General features: G+C 72.9%; 15 protein-coding genes. 6 read left to right on the top strand and 9 right to left on the bottom strand.

Going from position 1 to position 14,531, the window contains the following annotated elements; genetic code table 11:
• Positions 1–115: 115 nt before the first annotated feature.
• Positions 116–853, bottom strand: a complete 738-nt coding sequence (locus ACZ4Z2_RS20875; protein ID WP_468078146.1) for a GntR family transcriptional regulator — start codon at positions 851–853, stop codon at positions 116–118.
• Positions 854–982: 129 nt separating this feature from the next.
• Between ACZ4Z2_RS20875 and ACZ4Z2_RS20870 the strand changes: the two genes are divergently transcribed.
• Positions 983–1,993 carry a Gfo/Idh/MocA family protein gene (locus ACZ4Z2_RS20870; protein ID WP_468078074.1) on the top strand — a complete coding sequence of 337 codons (1,011 nt, stop codon included), beginning with the start codon at positions 983–985 and terminating at the stop codon, positions 1,991–1,993.
• 136 nt (positions 1,994–2,129) lie between these two features.
• Here ACZ4Z2_RS20870 and ACZ4Z2_RS20865 read toward each other — a convergent pair whose 3' ends face one another.
• Together ACZ4Z2_RS20865 and ACZ4Z2_RS20860 are read right to left on the bottom strand one after the other, a co-directional pair.
• Entirely contained in the window at positions 2,130–3,320 is a 1,191-nt protein-coding gene (locus tag ACZ4Z2_RS20865) for a cytochrome P450 family protein (protein ID WP_468078072.1), read from the bottom strand.
• Between the two features lie 108 nt (positions 3,321–3,428).
• Positions 3,429–4,100: a response regulator transcription factor gene (locus ACZ4Z2_RS20860; protein ID WP_468078070.1), complete on the bottom strand. Its 672-nt coding sequence runs from the start codon at positions 4,098–4,100 to the stop codon at positions 3,429–3,431.
• Between the two features lie 124 nt (positions 4,101–4,224).
• Between ACZ4Z2_RS20860 and ACZ4Z2_RS20855 the strand changes: the two genes are divergently transcribed.
• Positions 4,225–5,265: an aldo/keto reductase gene (locus tag ACZ4Z2_RS20855; RefSeq protein ID WP_468078068.1), complete on the top strand. Its 1,041-nt coding sequence runs from the start codon at positions 4,225–4,227 to the stop codon at positions 5,263–5,265.
• 349 nt (positions 5,266–5,614) lie between these two features.
• Here the strand turns inward: ACZ4Z2_RS20855 and ACZ4Z2_RS20850 are convergent, their stop codons facing one another.
• Entirely contained in the window at positions 5,615–6,868 is a 1,254-nt protein-coding gene (locus ACZ4Z2_RS20850; RefSeq protein WP_468078067.1) for a sensor histidine kinase, read from the bottom strand.
• A 179-nt stretch (positions 6,869–7,047) separates the two neighbouring features.
• On the opposite strand from ACZ4Z2_RS20850, the gene ACZ4Z2_RS20845 reads away from it, so the two are divergent.
• Entirely contained in the window at positions 7,048–7,251 is a 204-nt protein-coding gene (locus tag ACZ4Z2_RS20845; protein WP_468078065.1) for a hypothetical protein, read from the top strand.
• 87 nt (positions 7,252–7,338) lie between these two features.
• Here ACZ4Z2_RS20845 and ACZ4Z2_RS20840 read toward each other — a convergent pair whose 3' ends face one another.
• The 4 genes from ACZ4Z2_RS20840 to allB all read right to left on the bottom strand — a co-directional run bounded on the left by ACZ4Z2_RS20840 (position 7,339) and on the right by allB (position 11,150).
• Positions 7,339–7,743, bottom strand: a complete 405-nt coding sequence (locus ACZ4Z2_RS20840) for a guanyl-specific ribonuclease (RefSeq protein ID WP_468078063.1) — start codon at positions 7,741–7,743, stop codon at positions 7,339–7,341.
• Between the two features lie 170 nt (positions 7,744–7,913).
• Positions 7,914–8,540, bottom strand: coding sequence for a dihydrofolate reductase family protein (locus tag ACZ4Z2_RS20835; protein ID WP_468078061.1), 627 nt, complete (start codon positions 8,538–8,540; stop codon positions 7,914–7,916).
• A gap of 105 nt (positions 8,541–8,645) precedes the next feature.
• Positions 8,646–9,761 (bottom strand): allantoicase, encoded by a 1,116-nt coding sequence (alc, locus tag ACZ4Z2_RS20830; protein ID WP_468078059.1) that lies wholly within the window; start codon positions 9,759–9,761, stop codon positions 8,646–8,648.
• A gap of 51 nt (positions 9,762–9,812) precedes the next feature.
• Positions 9,813–11,150, bottom strand: a complete 1,338-nt coding sequence (allB, locus tag ACZ4Z2_RS20825; protein ID WP_468078145.1) for an allantoinase AllB — start codon at positions 11,148–11,150, stop codon at positions 9,813–9,815.
• Positions 11,151–11,448: 298 nt separating this feature from the next.
• Between allB and ACZ4Z2_RS20820 the strand changes: the two genes are divergently transcribed.
• Positions 11,449–12,264, top strand: a complete 816-nt coding sequence (locus tag ACZ4Z2_RS20820; protein WP_468078057.1) for an IclR family transcriptional regulator — start codon at positions 11,449–11,451, stop codon at positions 12,262–12,264.
• A 215-nt stretch (positions 12,265–12,479) separates the two neighbouring features.
• Positions 12,480–13,262, top strand: coding sequence for a maleylpyruvate isomerase family mycothiol-dependent enzyme (locus tag ACZ4Z2_RS20815; RefSeq protein ID WP_468078144.1), 783 nt, complete (start codon positions 12,480–12,482; stop codon positions 13,260–13,262).
• 49 nt (positions 13,263–13,311) lie between these two features.
• Here the strand turns inward: ACZ4Z2_RS20815 and ACZ4Z2_RS20810 are convergent, their stop codons facing one another.
• Positions 13,312–13,599, bottom strand: a complete 288-nt coding sequence (locus ACZ4Z2_RS20810; RefSeq protein WP_468078143.1) for a DUF5955 family protein — start codon at positions 13,597–13,599, stop codon at positions 13,312–13,314.
• A gap of 265 nt (positions 13,600–13,864) precedes the next feature.
• On the opposite strand from ACZ4Z2_RS20810, the gene ACZ4Z2_RS20805 reads away from it, so the two are divergent.
• Positions 13,865–14,509, top strand: coding sequence for a nucleotidyltransferase family protein (locus ACZ4Z2_RS20805; RefSeq protein ID WP_468078055.1), 645 nt, complete (start codon positions 13,865–13,867; stop codon positions 14,507–14,509).
• Positions 14,510–14,531 lie beyond the last annotated feature (22 nt).

The following is a 14,531-nucleotide window of genomic DNA, read 5'->3' as shown; positions in this document are numbered from 1 at the left end:
GGGGGGGTGGGGGCGGGTCGCACCGGCGGGGGGGACCAGCGTTCAGCCCCTCCCCGCCCCGGGGAGGAGGAGTGTTGTGCCCTTTGTTTTGGGGGGCCCCCGGGACGGCCACCTTCTACGCCCTCACCAGGAGCTGGAAGTCGAACGAGTAGCGGGAGGCCCGGTAGATGTGGGTGCCGTATTCGACCGCTCTGCCCGTGTCGTCGAAGGTGGTGCGCTGCATGGTCAGGAGGGGGGCGCCGTCGGGTTCGGTCAGGCGCTCGGCCTCCTCCGGTGTGGCCGTTCTCGCACCGATGGTCTGGCGGGCGCTGTGGAGGGTGATGCCCGCGGAGCGCATCAGGCGGTAGAGGCCCGTCGACTCCAGCTGGGGCGAGTCGAGGTCCAGGAGGCCCGTCGGGAGGTAGTTGCAGAGGGAGGCCATGGGCTCGCCGTGGGCCAGACGGAGTCGCTCGATGCGGTGGACTTCTCCGCCCTCGGCGACGCCGAGGGCCGCGGCGACCTCGGCGGAGGCGGGGACCGCGGTGTTGAGCAGGACCCGGGTCGCGGGGCGCTGGCCGGCGGCCTCCAGGTCGTCGTAGAGGCTGCTGAGCTCCAGGGGGCGTTTGACCTGGCTGTGGACGACCTGGGTGCCCACGCCGCGGCGGCGGACGAGGAGGCCCTTGTCGACGAGGGACTGGATGGCCTGGCGGACGGTCGGACGGGACAGGCCGAGACGGGCGGCCAACTCGATCTCGTTGCCCAGCAGGCTGCCCGGGGTCAGCTCGCCGTGCTCGATCGCGGCCTCCAGTTGCTGGGACAGCTGGAAGTAGAGCGGGACCGGGCTGCTGCGGTCGACGCTGAGCTGGAGCGACACGGTCGGATCCACTTCTGGTTTCGGCACGGGCCGAGCGTAGCCCCGGTGCCGGATGACGGGAAGCGGTGTCGTTCGGTTGTCCGGACAAACCATTGACAGCGTGGCGGGTGCGACCGCACTTTGTTTCTCATGCGCATCGGACTCATCGGAGCGGGTCGAATCGGGACGATTCACGCGACCACGCTCAGCCGTCACCGCGATGTCGGCTCCCTGATCATCACGGATGTCGACACGGCTCGGGCCCATGACCTCGCGGACCGTCTGGGCGAGACGGTCGCACCGGGAGTGGACGAGATCTTCACGTGGGGCGTGGACGCCGTGGTGATCACGGCCGCCACGTCGGCCCACGGCGAACTGATCGGTCGGGCAGCACGCTCGGGTCTCCCGGTGTTCTGCGAGAAACCCGTTGCCGTGGACCTCCAGGGCACCTTAAGCGCGCTCGCCGAGGTCGACGCGGCGGGAACCGTGCTGCAGATGGGCTTCCAGCGGCGCTTCGACTCCGGCTATGTCGGCGCCCGCGAGGCCGTGCGGTCGGGCCGGCTGGGGCGGTTGCACACGGTGCGGGCCCTGAGCGCCGACCAGGCGCCGCCGCCGGCCGGGTACCTGCCGGTGTCCGGGGGCATCTACCGGGACTGCATGATCCACGACCTGGACGCCGTGCGATGGGTGACCGGGCGCGAGGTCGTCACCGTGTACGCGACGGGGTCGGACGCCGGGAACCCGGTGTTCCGGGAGGCGAGCGACGTGGACACGGCGGCGGCCGTGCTGACGCTGGAGGACGGCACCCTCGTCACGGTGACGGCGGCCCGGGTGAACGGGGCGGGATACGACGTCCGCATGGAGCTGGCCGGGGAGCTGGACACCGTGGTGGTCGGGCTGGACGACCGTACGCCGGTCGCGTCCACCGAGCCGGCCGGGCCGCCGCCGGCCGACAAGCCGTGGACCGGCTTCCTCGAGCGTTTCGCCGCCGCGTACGAGGCCGAGGTCGCCGCCTTCGTCGAGGTGGTCCGCGGCGAGCGGGCCAACCCCTGCGACGGCCGCGAGGCCCTCCAGGCCCTGCGGGTCGCCGAGGCGTGCGAGCTGTCCCGCAGGGAGCACCGGCCGGTGAGCCTCGGCGAGATCCCGGGAGGCCGAGACTGAGCCACCCGGCGCACGGGAGGACGGACCGCGCGGGGCGCGCCGGGCACCCCGCTGTCAGAAGTGCCCGCGCGGCACGAGCTGGACGAGCCCTGCCCCCGGGGCTCGGAGCGGCGTGCGTGGGTGGTGGAGGGCGTGGTCACCAGCGGACCGGCAGGCTCCGTACGCCGCGTATCAGCATCCCAGGCAGCCAGGGGCCCGGCGGGCCGTCCGGGGCGAGGCCGGGGCAGCGGTCGAGGAGGCTGCGCAGGGCGACGCGTGCCTCCAGGCGGGCCAGGGGCGCGCCCAGGCAGTAGTGGATGCCGTGACCGAAGGCGAGGTGGCCGCGGGTGTCGCGGTGGATGTCGAAGCGGTCGGCGGCGGGGCAGCGGCTGTCGTCGCGGTCGGCGGCGGCCAGGCCGATCAGCACCGCGTCGCCCGCCGCGATGGGCGTACCGGCGATGGCGAGGGGCTCGGTGGCGAAGCGGAACGTCGCGTTCTCCACGGGACCCTCGTAGCGCAGGGTCTCCTCCACGACCGCGTCCACGAGGTTCAGGTCGGCCCGCACCTCGGCGAGTTGGCCGGGGTGGGCGAGCAGGGTGTGGACGGCGTTGGTGATGAGGTTGACCGTGGTCTCGTGACCGGCGATGAGCAGGATGAAGGCCATGCCCCGCAGTTCGTCCGGGGACAGCCGGTCGCCGTCCTCGTCGGTGGTGCGGATCAGCGCGCTCAGCAGGTCGTCGGCGGGCGGGGAGCAGCGCTTGTCCTCGATCAGCTCGCCCAGGTACGCGGCGAGTCGGACCAAGGCGTCGTACTCGCTCTCCGCGCTGGTGGGGGCCACGGTCTCCGTCGACATGGCGCGGAAGGCGGCGCGGTCGAACTCGGGTACGCCGAGCAGTTCGCAGATGACCGTGAGCGGCAGCGGATAGGCGAAGGACTCCACCAGGTCGGCGCGGCCGAGCGGCAGCATCGTGTCGAGCAGCGAGTCGGTGATCTGCTGGATCCTGGGCCGCAGCTGTTCGACCCGGCGGGCGGTGAACTCGCGCGCGATGAGCCGGCGCAGCCGGGTGTGCTGCGGCGGGTCGGAGACCAGCAGGTACTTGCCGATCAGCTCCTCGTCGAGGAAGGTGACCCCGATCTTGGATGCGTCCTTCGCCAGCCGGGGGTCGGCGAGCGCCGCCCTCGCCTCCTCGTACCCCACCACCAGCCATGCCTCGTGGTCCGGGTCGGGGCCCGGCAGCCGGACCCGGTGCACCGGGCCGAGCGCGCGCAGCTCGGCGTACACGGGATACGGGTCCTCGGTGAACCGGGTCCCGTACTCCCTCAGATCGATCACATGGGTGTTCCTCATGAATCCCCCCTCGCCCACACAACGCTCGGGCCCCGGCGCGAGTGCCCGGACCGGCACCGGATTCCCCGCCCACCGGCCGGCCGCCCCCTGCGGAACGCTCGGCCCCGGCTACCGTCCGTCCTCCTCCAGCAGCCCGGCGTCGTACGTCAACAGGGCGATCTGCACACGGTTGTTGAGGTCCAGCTTGGCGAGGATGCGGGAGACATGGGTCTTGACGGTGGCGACGCTCATGAACAGCTCGGCGGCGATCTCGGCGTTGGAGGCGCCCCGGCCCACGGCGACGGCGACCTCGCGTTCCCGGTCGTTGAGGGCGGCGACGCGGGTACGGGCGGTCGTGCGGCGGGTGTCGGGGGCGGCGCCCGCGGCGTGCTCCATCAACTGGCGGGTGACGGCGGGCGAGAGGACGGGGTCGCCGGCGGCGACCCGACGGACCGCCGTCACGATCTCGGCGGGCGGGGTGTCCTTGAGGACGAATCCGGCGGCGCCCGCGCGCAGGGCCCGCAGCACCTGGTCGTCGGCGTGGAAGGTGGTCAGAACGACGACCTGGGGCGCGTCCGCGCGGCGGCGGAGCCGTTCGGTGGCCGAGAGGCCGTCGACGGTCGGCATCCGGATGTCCATGAGGACGACGTCGGGACGGGTGCGGTCGACCAGGACGTCCACCTCGGCGCCGTCGGCGGCCTCGCCCACGATCTCGATGTCGTCGGCGCCGCCCAGCATGAAGGAGAGCCCGGCGCGGACGAGGGGGTCGTCGTCGACGAGGAGCAGTCGGATCGCGGTCATCGGACCACCGTTCGGATGTCGGTCATGGCCCTACCGTAGTGACGCCGCGTCACGGACCGCCGTCTTCCGCCGGGGCGACCCGTTAGTGTCGGCCGGTACGGCATTCAACTGACGGAGGTTTTGGGTGCGTTACCGACTCCTGGGCCGGACGGGGCTCCGTGTCTCCGAGCTGTTCCTCGGCGCCATGACGTTCGGCGAGCAGGGCGGGGTGGGGGCGCCCCGGGCGGAGTGCGCGCGCATCCTCGACGCGTACGCGGAGGCCGGCGGCAATGTGATCGACACGGCCGTCAACTACCGGGGCGGGGAGAGCGAGCGCATCGTCGGCGAGCTGCTCAAGGGGCAGCGGGACCGGTTCGTGCTGTCCACCAAGTACACCGTCTCGCGCGACGGCACCGACCCCAACGCGGCGGGCAACCACCGCAAGAACCTGACCCTGTCGCTGGAGACCAGTCTGCGGCGCCTGGGCACCGACTACATCGACCTGTACTGGGTGCACATCTGGGACCGGAACACCCCGGTCGAGGAGACGATGCGCGCGCTGGACGACGCCGTACGGTCCGGGAAGGTGCTGTACGTCGGGATCTCGGACGCCCCGGCGTGGGTGGTCGCCCGGGCCAACACCCTCGCGGAGTGGCGGGGTTGGTCGCCGCTGTCGGCGCTCCAGGTGCCGTACAGCCTGCTGAACCGGGACATCGAGCGTGAACTGCTGCCGATGGCGGAGGCGTTCGGGATGTCGGTGGCGGCCTGGAGCCCGCTGCAGAACGGCATCCTGTCCGGCAAGTACACACGGGCGGGCGGACCGGCGCCGGGTACGGCGACCCGGCTGTCCGCGGAGACGATCGGGAGGCGGGAGCGGGCGGTCGCGCAGGCGGTGCAGTCCGCCGCTGACGAACTCGGCGCGACCCCGGCGCAGGTCGCCATCGCCTGGACCATGGCCCACTCCCCCGCCGTCCACCCCATCCTGGGCGCCCGCCGGGCGGAACAGCTCGTGGACAACCTGGGCGCGGCGCGGCTCGTCCTGCCGGAAGAGGTCCTGGCCCGTCTGGAGGACACGACCGGCTTCCGCCTCGGCTTCCCCGGCGACTTCATCGACGAGGCGTCGGCGTGGGTGTACGGGTCGGCGGGCCAACGGGTGGTGCGGCGGGAGTGGACCGGGGGCGCGTAGTGGGCCGGGGGCGCGCGGTTCGTCGGCGGGTGCGGGTGGGTGGGGGCCGTTCGCGCAGTTCCCGGCGCCCCTGAAAAGCGACCGGGGCTGCGCCCCGTGCTTTTCAGCTGAAGGCCGGGCCGCAGGCCCAGGCCTTCAGGGGCGCGGGGAACCGCGCGAGAAATCACAACGCACCCGCACCCGCCGACGAACCCCGCACCCCCGAGCTGTCAGGCGCCCTACAACCCCACCCCGTACCGAACCCGCGACCGCCGGATCTCGCGTGCACACCCGCGGTGTTGCACGCCGTCCGTACAACGAGTCGACTGGCCATCATGGTCGACTCCCCGGCGTCGCGCACACCCGGTTGTCAGACCCAGGGCAGCCAGGCCCGTACCCGGAAGCCGCCGTCGGTGTCGGGGCCGTGCTCCAGGCGGCCGCCGGCGAGCGTCGCCCGCTCGGTCAGGCCGATGAGCCCCTGTCCTGAGCCGGGCACGGGCGGGACCTCCCCCGGTGGCGCGGGGTTGCTCACGTGGACGGTGAGTCCGTCGCGCGGGGCGCCCGTGACCGTGACGGTGACCTCGGCGCCGGGGGCGTGTTTGCGGGCGTTGGTCAGGCACTCCTGGGCGATGCGGTACGCGGTGCGGCCCACGGAGGCGGGGACGGCGGCGGGGTCGGTGACGTGGTTGTCGAGGACGACCTTCATGCCGGCCGCCCTGGACTCGGCGACCAGGCTGTCCAGCGCGGCGAGCGTCGGCTGGGGACGTCCGGCGTCGTCGGCGTCGCCGGCGCGCAGCACGCCGATGATCTCCCGCAGGTCCTGGAGCGCCTCGTGGGCGCTCTCGCGGATGACGCCCGCCGCGCGGACGATCTCCGCGCGGGGCGCGTCGGGCCGGAACTCCAGGGCGCCCGCGTGCACGCTGAGCAGGGTGAGCCGGTGGGCGAGGACGTCGTGCATCTCGCGGGCGATGGCCTCGCGGGCCAGCCGCTGCGCCTGTTCGGCCCGCAGGGCCGCCTCGGTCTCGGCCCGCCGGGCACGGTCACGGAAGCTCAGGATCAACTGCCGTTTGGAGCGCACGAACATGCCCCAGCCGACGGTCGCGCCGGTGAGCAGGACGGAGAGGAACACCGCCCAGGGGTAGCTGACGTCCGGGTCGGGGCGCAGCCAGAAGAAGACCGGGTTCAGCAGGAGGGAGGCGCCGCCCACCCAGGCCACGTACCGGAAGGGCCGGTGGACGGTGAGGGTGAAGAGGGCGACCAGGCCGGCCCCGCCCGCGGTGGCGGACACGAAGCACACCGGGACCATCGCGACGGCGAGCCCGGTAGGCCAGCGTCTGCGGAGCCAGACCGCGGCGCAGGCGAGCGCGCCCAGCACCTGGTCGAAGAGGGCGTAGACCTCGGGGAGGCCGACCTCCTTGTTGACCGTGTCCACACCGAGGAGACCGATGCCCACCGCGATCAGGAAGCAGGTGAAGTCGACGGCCCAGTCACGCGCGGTGCGCCGGGGTCGCCGCTCCGGCCGCCCGGTGCCGGAGTCCTGGGCGGGGTCGAGGACGGCCGACGGCAACAGCCAGCGCCGTCCGGGGAAGGCCGGTGGTCCGGGCACCGGTTCGTCACCACTCACAGTCGACAAATCTACGCAGAGTCGGCCCCTTGTCGGCCCGTTCCGCCGGGGATCGCGACCAAAGTCTTGATCTCGCCGACTTTCGGCGGTCCGCCGCTCCAGGGAGCGGTACTCCCGTCGGCCGGGCCGCGCCCCGTGGCCGATGGGCGGGCGGGGCCCGCGGCGCGAGGATCCCTCCCATGAAGCAGTTGTTGGAGTTTCTCGGGTTCCTCGCCCTGCTGCAGGGCTCGGGCGGTCTGGTCCACGAACTCACCGGCAAGCTGCGGTGGGGGGTGACGCAGCACTGGGCCGTCCTGGACGGCTACGAGATCTATGTGAGCATCGCGCTGATCGTGCTGGGGCTCGCGCTGTTCGCCGCCGCCGACAGCCGGAAGGCCGGGTGACCGCCGGGCCCGTCGGGCCGTCCGTTCCGGTGGGAGGGAGGACGGACGGCCCGGCGGGTGTCAGCGGGACCGGCCGGTGCGCGGTGATCAGCAGTCGTAGTCGATCAGGTCGAAGGACGCGTAGTGGTCGGCGGTGTAGTAGTCCTCCTGGTGCTGCTGCCCGGTGACGATGCGGCGGGCGCCACGGGTCGAGGAGCCGGGCGTCTTCACCGTGTACTCGTGGTAGTAGCCGCTGGACCGCGAGGGCAGGACGCGCTCCCGGTTCTGGAAGACGCTGCCGTCCTGCGTGTAGGGGAACGGGCCGCCCCGCTCGATGAGGTCCAGCGTGGTGTACGCCTGCGACGGCAGGTCGCCGTAGCAGATGCTGCCGACCGCGGCGGCCGAGGTGTCGGCGGCGCCGGCGGTGACCGTGCCGCCGACGAGGAGGGCGGACAGCAGGGCGGCGGTGGCGCCGACGCGCGTGACGAGCGCAGTGCGTGGGGGGAATGTCATGGCCTGATGATGACGCGCGTAGACAATGGCATGTCAATGACAAGCCCGAAGTGTTCGCGGGCCCGCCCGTGAAGTTTTCCGGGAGTTAACCGGAGTTCACGGACGGCCCGCCCCTCTTCACAGACGACGCCCCGTCAGGCGTCCTGTCAGGCGTCCTGTCAGGCGTTCCGTCAGGCGTCCTCGGGGAGGGCGAAACTGCCGTAGGAGGGGCGCCCCTCCCGCTCGTACGTCTGGATGGAGACGCCCTTGCCGGTGATCCGGCCCCCCGCGTGCCGGAAGGCCGTCGGCACGGCTCCCTCCCGGAACAGCCGGAGGCCGGAGCCGAGCGCCACCGGGAAGGTCAGCAGGTGCAGCGTGTCGAGGAGGCCGAGGTCGATCAGGGAACCGACCAGCGCCCCGCTGCCGTGCACCTGGAGTTCGCCGTCGGTGCGCTCCTTGAGGGCGGTGACCTGGTCGGCGAGATCGCCGCCGAGGACCGTGGTGCCGGACCACTCGGGGTCGGTGAGGGTCGAGGAGGCGACGTACTTCGGGAGCGTGTTCAGCTTGCCGGCGACCGGGTCGGCCGGGTCGGTCACCTTCGGCCAGTACGAGGCGAAGATGTCGTACGTCCGGCGGCCGAGGAGGAACGCGCCGACCCTGCCGAACCTCTCGTCGACGAACTTCCCGAAGTCGTCGTCGGCGTACGGAAAGCTCCAGCCTCCGTGCTCGAAGCCTCCGCGGGTGTCCTCCTCGGGGCCGCCGGGGGCCTGGTAGACGCCGTCGAGCGTGACGAAGACGGTCGAGACGAGCTTGCCCATGGCGATCGCCTGCTTCCTGGTGCGGGGTCTGTGGTCATCACCTCAGACCCCGCGGGGGCCCGCAACTCATCGGTGCGGCCAGGATCGGTTCCCCCGCCTGGGCTCTCAGGCGCCGAGCTCCTGGAGGCGGGCCGACAGCCTCGCCCTGCCCTCCTCCGTGAGGGAGCCGTGCAGGCGCAGGCGGGAGATGCCGCCGTCCGGGTAGATGTCGATGCGGGCGTGGGTGGCCACCGCGGGCTCGGCGAGGACGAAGCGGTGGTTGGTGTCGGGCTGGAGGCGGGTGCGCGGGAGGATCTCCGTCCAGGTGCCGTCCTCGCCGTTCCGCACCGAGACACCGGCCCAGCCCGCCGCGTTGCCCTTCAGACAGGCCGTGTCGATCTCCAGGGCCCGGATCTCGGACTGCTCGGCCAGCCGGTAGCGGATCCAGTCGTTGCCCCGGTCGCGGCGGCGACGGGTCTCCCAGCACTCGTGCATGACCCGGGCGCGGCCGGGCCGGATGGTGTTGGTGGCCGGTGAGTAGAAGAGGTTGGAGGCGTCCTCGGCCCGGCCGCCGTTCTCCAGGGCGACCACGTCGAAGGTGCCGAGGACGTCCAGCCAGGCGGGATCCGGGACGACCTCGCCGTACACCCGCAGACGGGCGATGCCGCCGTCGGGGTGCTGGTTGACGCGCAGGTGGGTGAAGCGCTGTTCGACGGAGACGGCGAAACCGTTCGCCGCGTGGCCGCCGACCGGGGTGCGCGGCACGAGCGTCGTCCACTTCACGTCGCCGGCGAGGAGGTCCTCGGGCGAGGGGGTGCCCGGCACCGAGGTGGCCTCGACCGACACGGCCTGCGGGTAGTTGCCGCGGAAGTGGGCCGTGTCGACGACGACGCCCCGGACGACACCGGGCGCGCCCAGGCGGACCAGGGCCCAGTCGTGGTCCTCGTCCGTCGGCCAGGGGTGGTCGGCGCAGGCGCCCCGGCGGCGCCGGGTCTCCCAGCCGTCCATGATCTTGCCCTTGTGCCCGAAGTGCTCAGGGTCGAACTCGGCCCGCTCCGGCAGCAGCAGGTTCTCCCGCTGGGCGAAGAACTCGTCGTTGGCGGCGATGACACCGGCGCCGAGCCTGCGGTCGGCGAGGTCGGCGTGGTGGGTGAAGGGGAAGTCGGCGGTGCGGTAGTCCGCGTACGGGTCACCGCCGCCGTACGGGTTCGCGTCGCCGGTGAAGTTCACGATCGCCGTCACGATGATCAGGTCTGCCTCTCGGTCGTGGGCCGCCGCGGGTGCGGGGGCCGGTCAGGGGGTGCGGGTGAGGAGCCGTCCCTTCGGTGCCGTGAACTCGCCGTCGGACACGATGCGTTCGCCGCGCAGCCAGGTGGACCTGACGACGCCGTACAGCGTCCTGCCCGCGTACGCCGTCACCCGGTTGCGGTGCTGGAGCGCCGCCGGGTCGACGGTGAACGTCTCGTCCGGGGCGAGCACGGCGAAGTCGGCGTCGCGGCCCGCCTCGATGGCGCCCTTGTGGGCGAGGTCGACGAGGCCGGCCGTGCGGGTCGACATCCAGCGGACCACGTCCTCCAGCGTGTGGCCACGCCGGCGGGCCTCCGTCCAGACCGCGGCGAGGCTCAGCTGGAGACCCGAGATGCCGCCCCAGGCGGTGGCGAAGTCGTCGGTCTTCAGATCGGCCGTGGACGGCGAGTGGTCGGTGACCACGCAGTCGATCGTGCCGTCGGCCAGCGCCCGCCAGAGCAGGTCCTGGTTGGCGGACTCCCGGATCGGCGGGCAGCACTTGAACTCGCTCGCCCCGTCCGGGACCTCCTCGGCGGTCAGGGTGAGGTAGTGGGGGCAGGTCTCCACGGTGATCCGTACGCCCTCGGCCCTGGCGGCGGCGATCAGCGGCAGCGCGTCACTGGAGGACAGATGCAGGACGTGCACGCGGGCGTCGAGCCGTCGGGCCTGGTCGATGAGGGCCGCGATGGCGCTGTCCTCGGCGTCGCGCGGGCGGGAGGCGAGGAAGTCGGCGTACCGGGGGCCGCCGCGCTGGGGGGCCGCGTCGAGGTGGTGCGGGTCCTCGGCGTGCACGATGAGCAGTCCGCCGAAGCCCGCGATCTCGGCCAGGGAGCGGGCGAGCGTCTCCTGGTCGAGGTGCGGGAACTCGTCGACGCCGGACGGGGACAGGAACGCCTTGAAGCCGAAGACCCCGGCGTCGTGCAGCGGGCGCAGGTCCTTGACGTTGTCGGGCAGCGCGCCGCCCCAGAAGCCGACGTCGATGTGCGCCTTGTCGGCGGCGACCCGCCGCTTTGTCCGGAGGTGCTCGACCGTCGTGGTGGGCGGCAGCGAGTTGAGGGGCATGTCGACCAGGGTGGTGATGCCGCCGGCGGCCGCGGCGCGCGTCGCGGTCCAGAAGCCCTCCCAGTGGGTGCGGCCCGGGTCGTTGACGTGCACATGGGTGTCGACCAGGCCGGGCAGCAGGACGTCGTCGCCGAGGTCCTCCAGGCGGGCACCGCGGGGCAGGGCCGCGTCGTACGGGAGGACGGCCGCGATGCGGCCGTCCGCGACCGCGACCGCGGCGGGGCGCGATCCCTCGGGGGTGATGACCCGCGTCGAGCGCAGCACCAGTTCAGCGTCGGACAGCGCCAGTTCAGCGTCGGACACCCGGACCCCTCTCGTCCTGCCGTCGTTTTTCTTCCGCGTCCGCGGGATTTACTTCCACGTAACGGAATTCAACGTTCTGTTGAAGGAGTCTTCACTCCAGGCCGAGCCCCGTCAAGGGCCCCCTCCTCCACTCTCCTCGCCTCCGCACCCCTCTGGATATTTTCACTTACCGGAAGGAAAATTCCATCAGGCAGAACATAATGACGCACAAGCGAGCAGTCGACGAGCTGCCCGGTAGGCTGCGACCTCGCCTGCCTTCGTGAAAGGACCCGCGCCCGTGCCGACGTCCAGCGCCAGCACCACCGACTCCGCCAAGTCGTCCTCGTCCAGCGGCGGCGTCCAGTCCCTCGAGCGCGCCTTCGACCTGCTGGAGCGGATGGCGGACGCCGGCGGCGAGGTCGGCCTCAGCGAGCTGTCCGCGAGCAGCGGGCTGCCGCTGCCCACGATCCACCGGCTGATGCGCACCCTGGTGGTCTGCGGCTACGTGCGCCAGCAGCCCAACCGGCGGTACGCCCTCGGCCCGCGCCTGATCCGCCTCGGCGAGTCGGCGAGTCGGCTGCTCGGCACCTGGGCCCGCCCCTATCTGGCGCGGCTGGTCGAGGAGACCGGCGAGACGGCGAACATGGCGCTGCTCGACGGCGACGAAATCGTGTACGTGGCGCAGGTGCCGTCGAAGCACTCCATGCGGATGTTCACGGAGGTGGGCCGCCGCGTGCTTCCGCACTCCACGGGTGTCGGCAAGGCCCTGCTCGCGGACCTGCCGGCGGACGAGGTCCGGGCCCTGCTGTCCCGTACGGGGATGCCGGCCGCCACGGACAGGACGATCACGACGCCCGACGGTTTCCTCGCCGCCCTCGCCGAGGTGCGCGACCTGGGGTACGCCGTCGACGACAACGAACAGGAGATCGGCGTCCGCTGCCTCGCCGTCTCCGTCCCCGACTCCCCCACCGCCGCGGCCATCTCGATCTCCGGCCCCGCGGGCCGCGTCACCGAGGCGGCGACGGAACGGATCGTGCCCGTGCTGCGGCAGGTGGCGGCGGAGTTGTCGCAGGCGCTCGCCAACGCGGGAGGCTCAGGGCCGGGCGCCTTGTAGCTCGGGGGGTGCGGGTTCGTCGGCGGGTGCGGGTGGGCGGGGGTTGTTCGCGCCCACGCGGCGGAGCCGCGTGTGTCACAGCCCCGCGCCCCTGAAGGCATGGGCCTGCGGCCCGGCCTTCATCGGTCGTCCGACTGCGGGTCGAGTGGCGCTGCGTCCGCGCCGAAATTCATTGTCCGGGCGCCGGGGTTCGGTGGTAGACACCCGATGTGGCCATGACACTTGAGTTCTCCGACCTGCTGCGGTTGATCGACGAACGGTCGATCGCGTTCCGGGGCGCGGTCGCCGCGGCGTCCGACCTCGACGCGCGGGTGCCGACCTGTCCCGAGTGGACGCTGTTCGACCTGGCTCAGCACCTGGGCGGAGGCGACCGCTTCTGGGCCGCCCTCGTCGCCGCGGGGCCCGCTGACGCTCCGCTGGCCGAGGCCGTCGCCGAGCGCGCCGCCCTGACCCCGCCGAGGGAGCGCGAGGCGCTGTCGGCCTGGCTGGCCGAGTCGACCGGGCTGCTGCTGAGGGCGCTGCGCGAGGTCGGCCCGGACGCCGGTTGCTGGACGTGGTGGAGTGCGTCGCAGTCGCCGCCCACCTCCGGTGGTGTCGCCCGGCACCGGGTCCAGGAGACCGCCGTACACACCTACGACGTACAGGTCACCCTGGGGACTCCGCGACCGCTGCCGGACGCGGTGGCGCTCGACGGCCTCGACGAGTTCCTGTCCACCTGCTGCGCGACGACGGCCGCCTGGCCGCACAAGCCGACCGCCTTCGACTTCCACGCCGCCGAGGGCTCCTCCTGGCGCCTCACGGTCGACGGGGACGGCGCACGCTCCGACCGTCTGCCCACCGCCCCCGGCGAGGCCCCGGGCGCGGCCGGTGTCTCCGCCCGGGGTACCGCCAGTGAGCTGGTCCTCTTCATGTACGGCCGCATCCCAGCGGAGTCCGTACGGATCGACGGGGACGCGGAGCTGTTCGACCTGCTCCGCGCCTGGGAGCCGGAGGAGTAGGAAGAGCAGGGAGAGCGGGAGGGCCGGGGCCGTGGCGCGAGGGTCCCGGTCAGCGGCCCGGCGGTTCTCCGAACAGGTCGACCGCCGTCCGGACCTCCGCCAGCCCCCTCGCGAGCGCGCTGACGGAGCCGATCGCCCCCGCGATCAACAGCAGGGACCGGCGCAGGCGCGGGACCTCGGGGACACCGCTCACGACCATCGCCGCCAGCGCGGCCAACTCGTCCTCCGCTATCCCCCGGTCCGGGAACTCGGCGGGATGCGCGGCGAGTTCACGACGCAACCGGGACACGGCGGTCCGCAGCCCCGCCACCCTCACGTCCTCGCCACCGCCGGTCACTGGCCTCTGCCCCAAGCTCCGCAACCCAGCTCTCCCCCTCTCACGCACGTGGTCGTGCGCGAGCCCCGGTCGCGCCCCGTCGCACGACCGGCCGCCCCTGGCGCAGGTCGTCCGCCGGGGGTGGCGCGGGCCAGTAAACGCCAACGGTGTGGGGAGCGCCACACCGGGGACCGAAATTCAGCCCCAAGGATTCCCCGTCCGACAGATGCCCCCCGAGGGCGCCCGTTCACAGGCGGTTGCCCACCGGTTCGGGTATGCAGGGCACATGACACACGACCAGGACGACCGGGAGGCCGCTGGCCGGGGTGGGCCCGCCCCTCGCGTCGCCGCGCTGCTGCTCGCCGCGGGCGGGGGGCGGCGGCTCGGCGGTCGCCCCAAGGCGCTGCTCCCCCACCGCGGGCGCCCCCTGGTCGAGCACGCCGTCGCGGTGCTGCGGGCGGCCGGCTGCTCACGGATCCATGTGGTGCTCGGGGCGGAGGCGGCGACCGTACGCGCCCGGGCCGAACTGCCCGGCTGCGTCCTGGTGGACAACCCGCACTGGGCCGACGGCATGGGTTCGTCGCTGCGGGCCGGACTGGAGTCGCTGGCCGGGACGGGCGCGGAGGCGGCGCTGGTGTCGCTCGTGGACCAGCCGGGCATCGGACCGGAGGCGGTGGCCCGGGTGCTCGCCGCGTACGAGCCGGCCGGCGCGGACAAGGCGCTCGCGGCCGCCGCCTACGCCGGGGAGCGCGGCCACCCCGTCCTGTTCGGCGCCGCGCACTGGGCGGGCATCGCCGCGACCGCCACCGGCGACCAGGGGGCACGCGCCTACCTGAAGGCACACACGGAGGAGATCACGCTCGTGGAGTGCGGGGACGTGGCGCGACCGTACGACATCGACACCGAGGCCGACCTCACCCACCTCGAATGACCGGCGCCTGAGCGGAGTGGCG

It is taken from the genome of Streptomyces sp. NPDC030183 (genome assembly GCF_055573455.1).
This window is presented reverse-complemented; position numbering and strand designations above follow the sequence as displayed.

Bases quoted from the DNA above. Each gene is read 5' to 3' on its own strand.
- ACZ4Z2_RS20845 (WP_468078065.1), top strand. From the start codon at position 7,048: ATGAAGCAGTTGTTGGAGTTTCTCGGGTTCCTCGCCCTGCTGCAGGGC.
- ACZ4Z2_RS20835 (WP_468078061.1), bottom strand. From the start codon at position 8,540: ATGGGCAAGCTCGTCTCGACCGTCTTCGTCACGCTCGACGGCGTCTAC.
- ACZ4Z2_RS20865 (WP_468078072.1), bottom strand. From the start codon at position 3,320: ATGAGGAACACCCATGTGATCGATCTGAGGGAGTACGGGACCCGGTTC.
- ACZ4Z2_RS20860 (WP_468078070.1), bottom strand. From the start codon at position 4,100: ATGACCGCGATCCGACTGCTCCTCGTCGACGACGACCCCCTCGTCCGC.
- ACZ4Z2_RS20840 (WP_468078063.1), bottom strand. From the start codon at position 7,743: ATGACATTCCCCCCACGCACTGCGCTCGTCACGCGCGTCGGCGCCACC.
- ACZ4Z2_RS20805 (WP_468078055.1), top strand. From the start codon at position 13,865: ATGACACACGACCAGGACGACCGGGAGGCCGCTGGCCGGGGTGGGCCC.
- ACZ4Z2_RS20870 (WP_468078074.1), top strand. From the start codon at position 983: ATGCGCATCGGACTCATCGGAGCGGGTCGAATCGGGACGATTCACGCG.
- ACZ4Z2_RS20815 (WP_468078144.1), top strand. From the start codon at position 12,480: ATGACACTTGAGTTCTCCGACCTGCTGCGGTTGATCGACGAACGGTCG.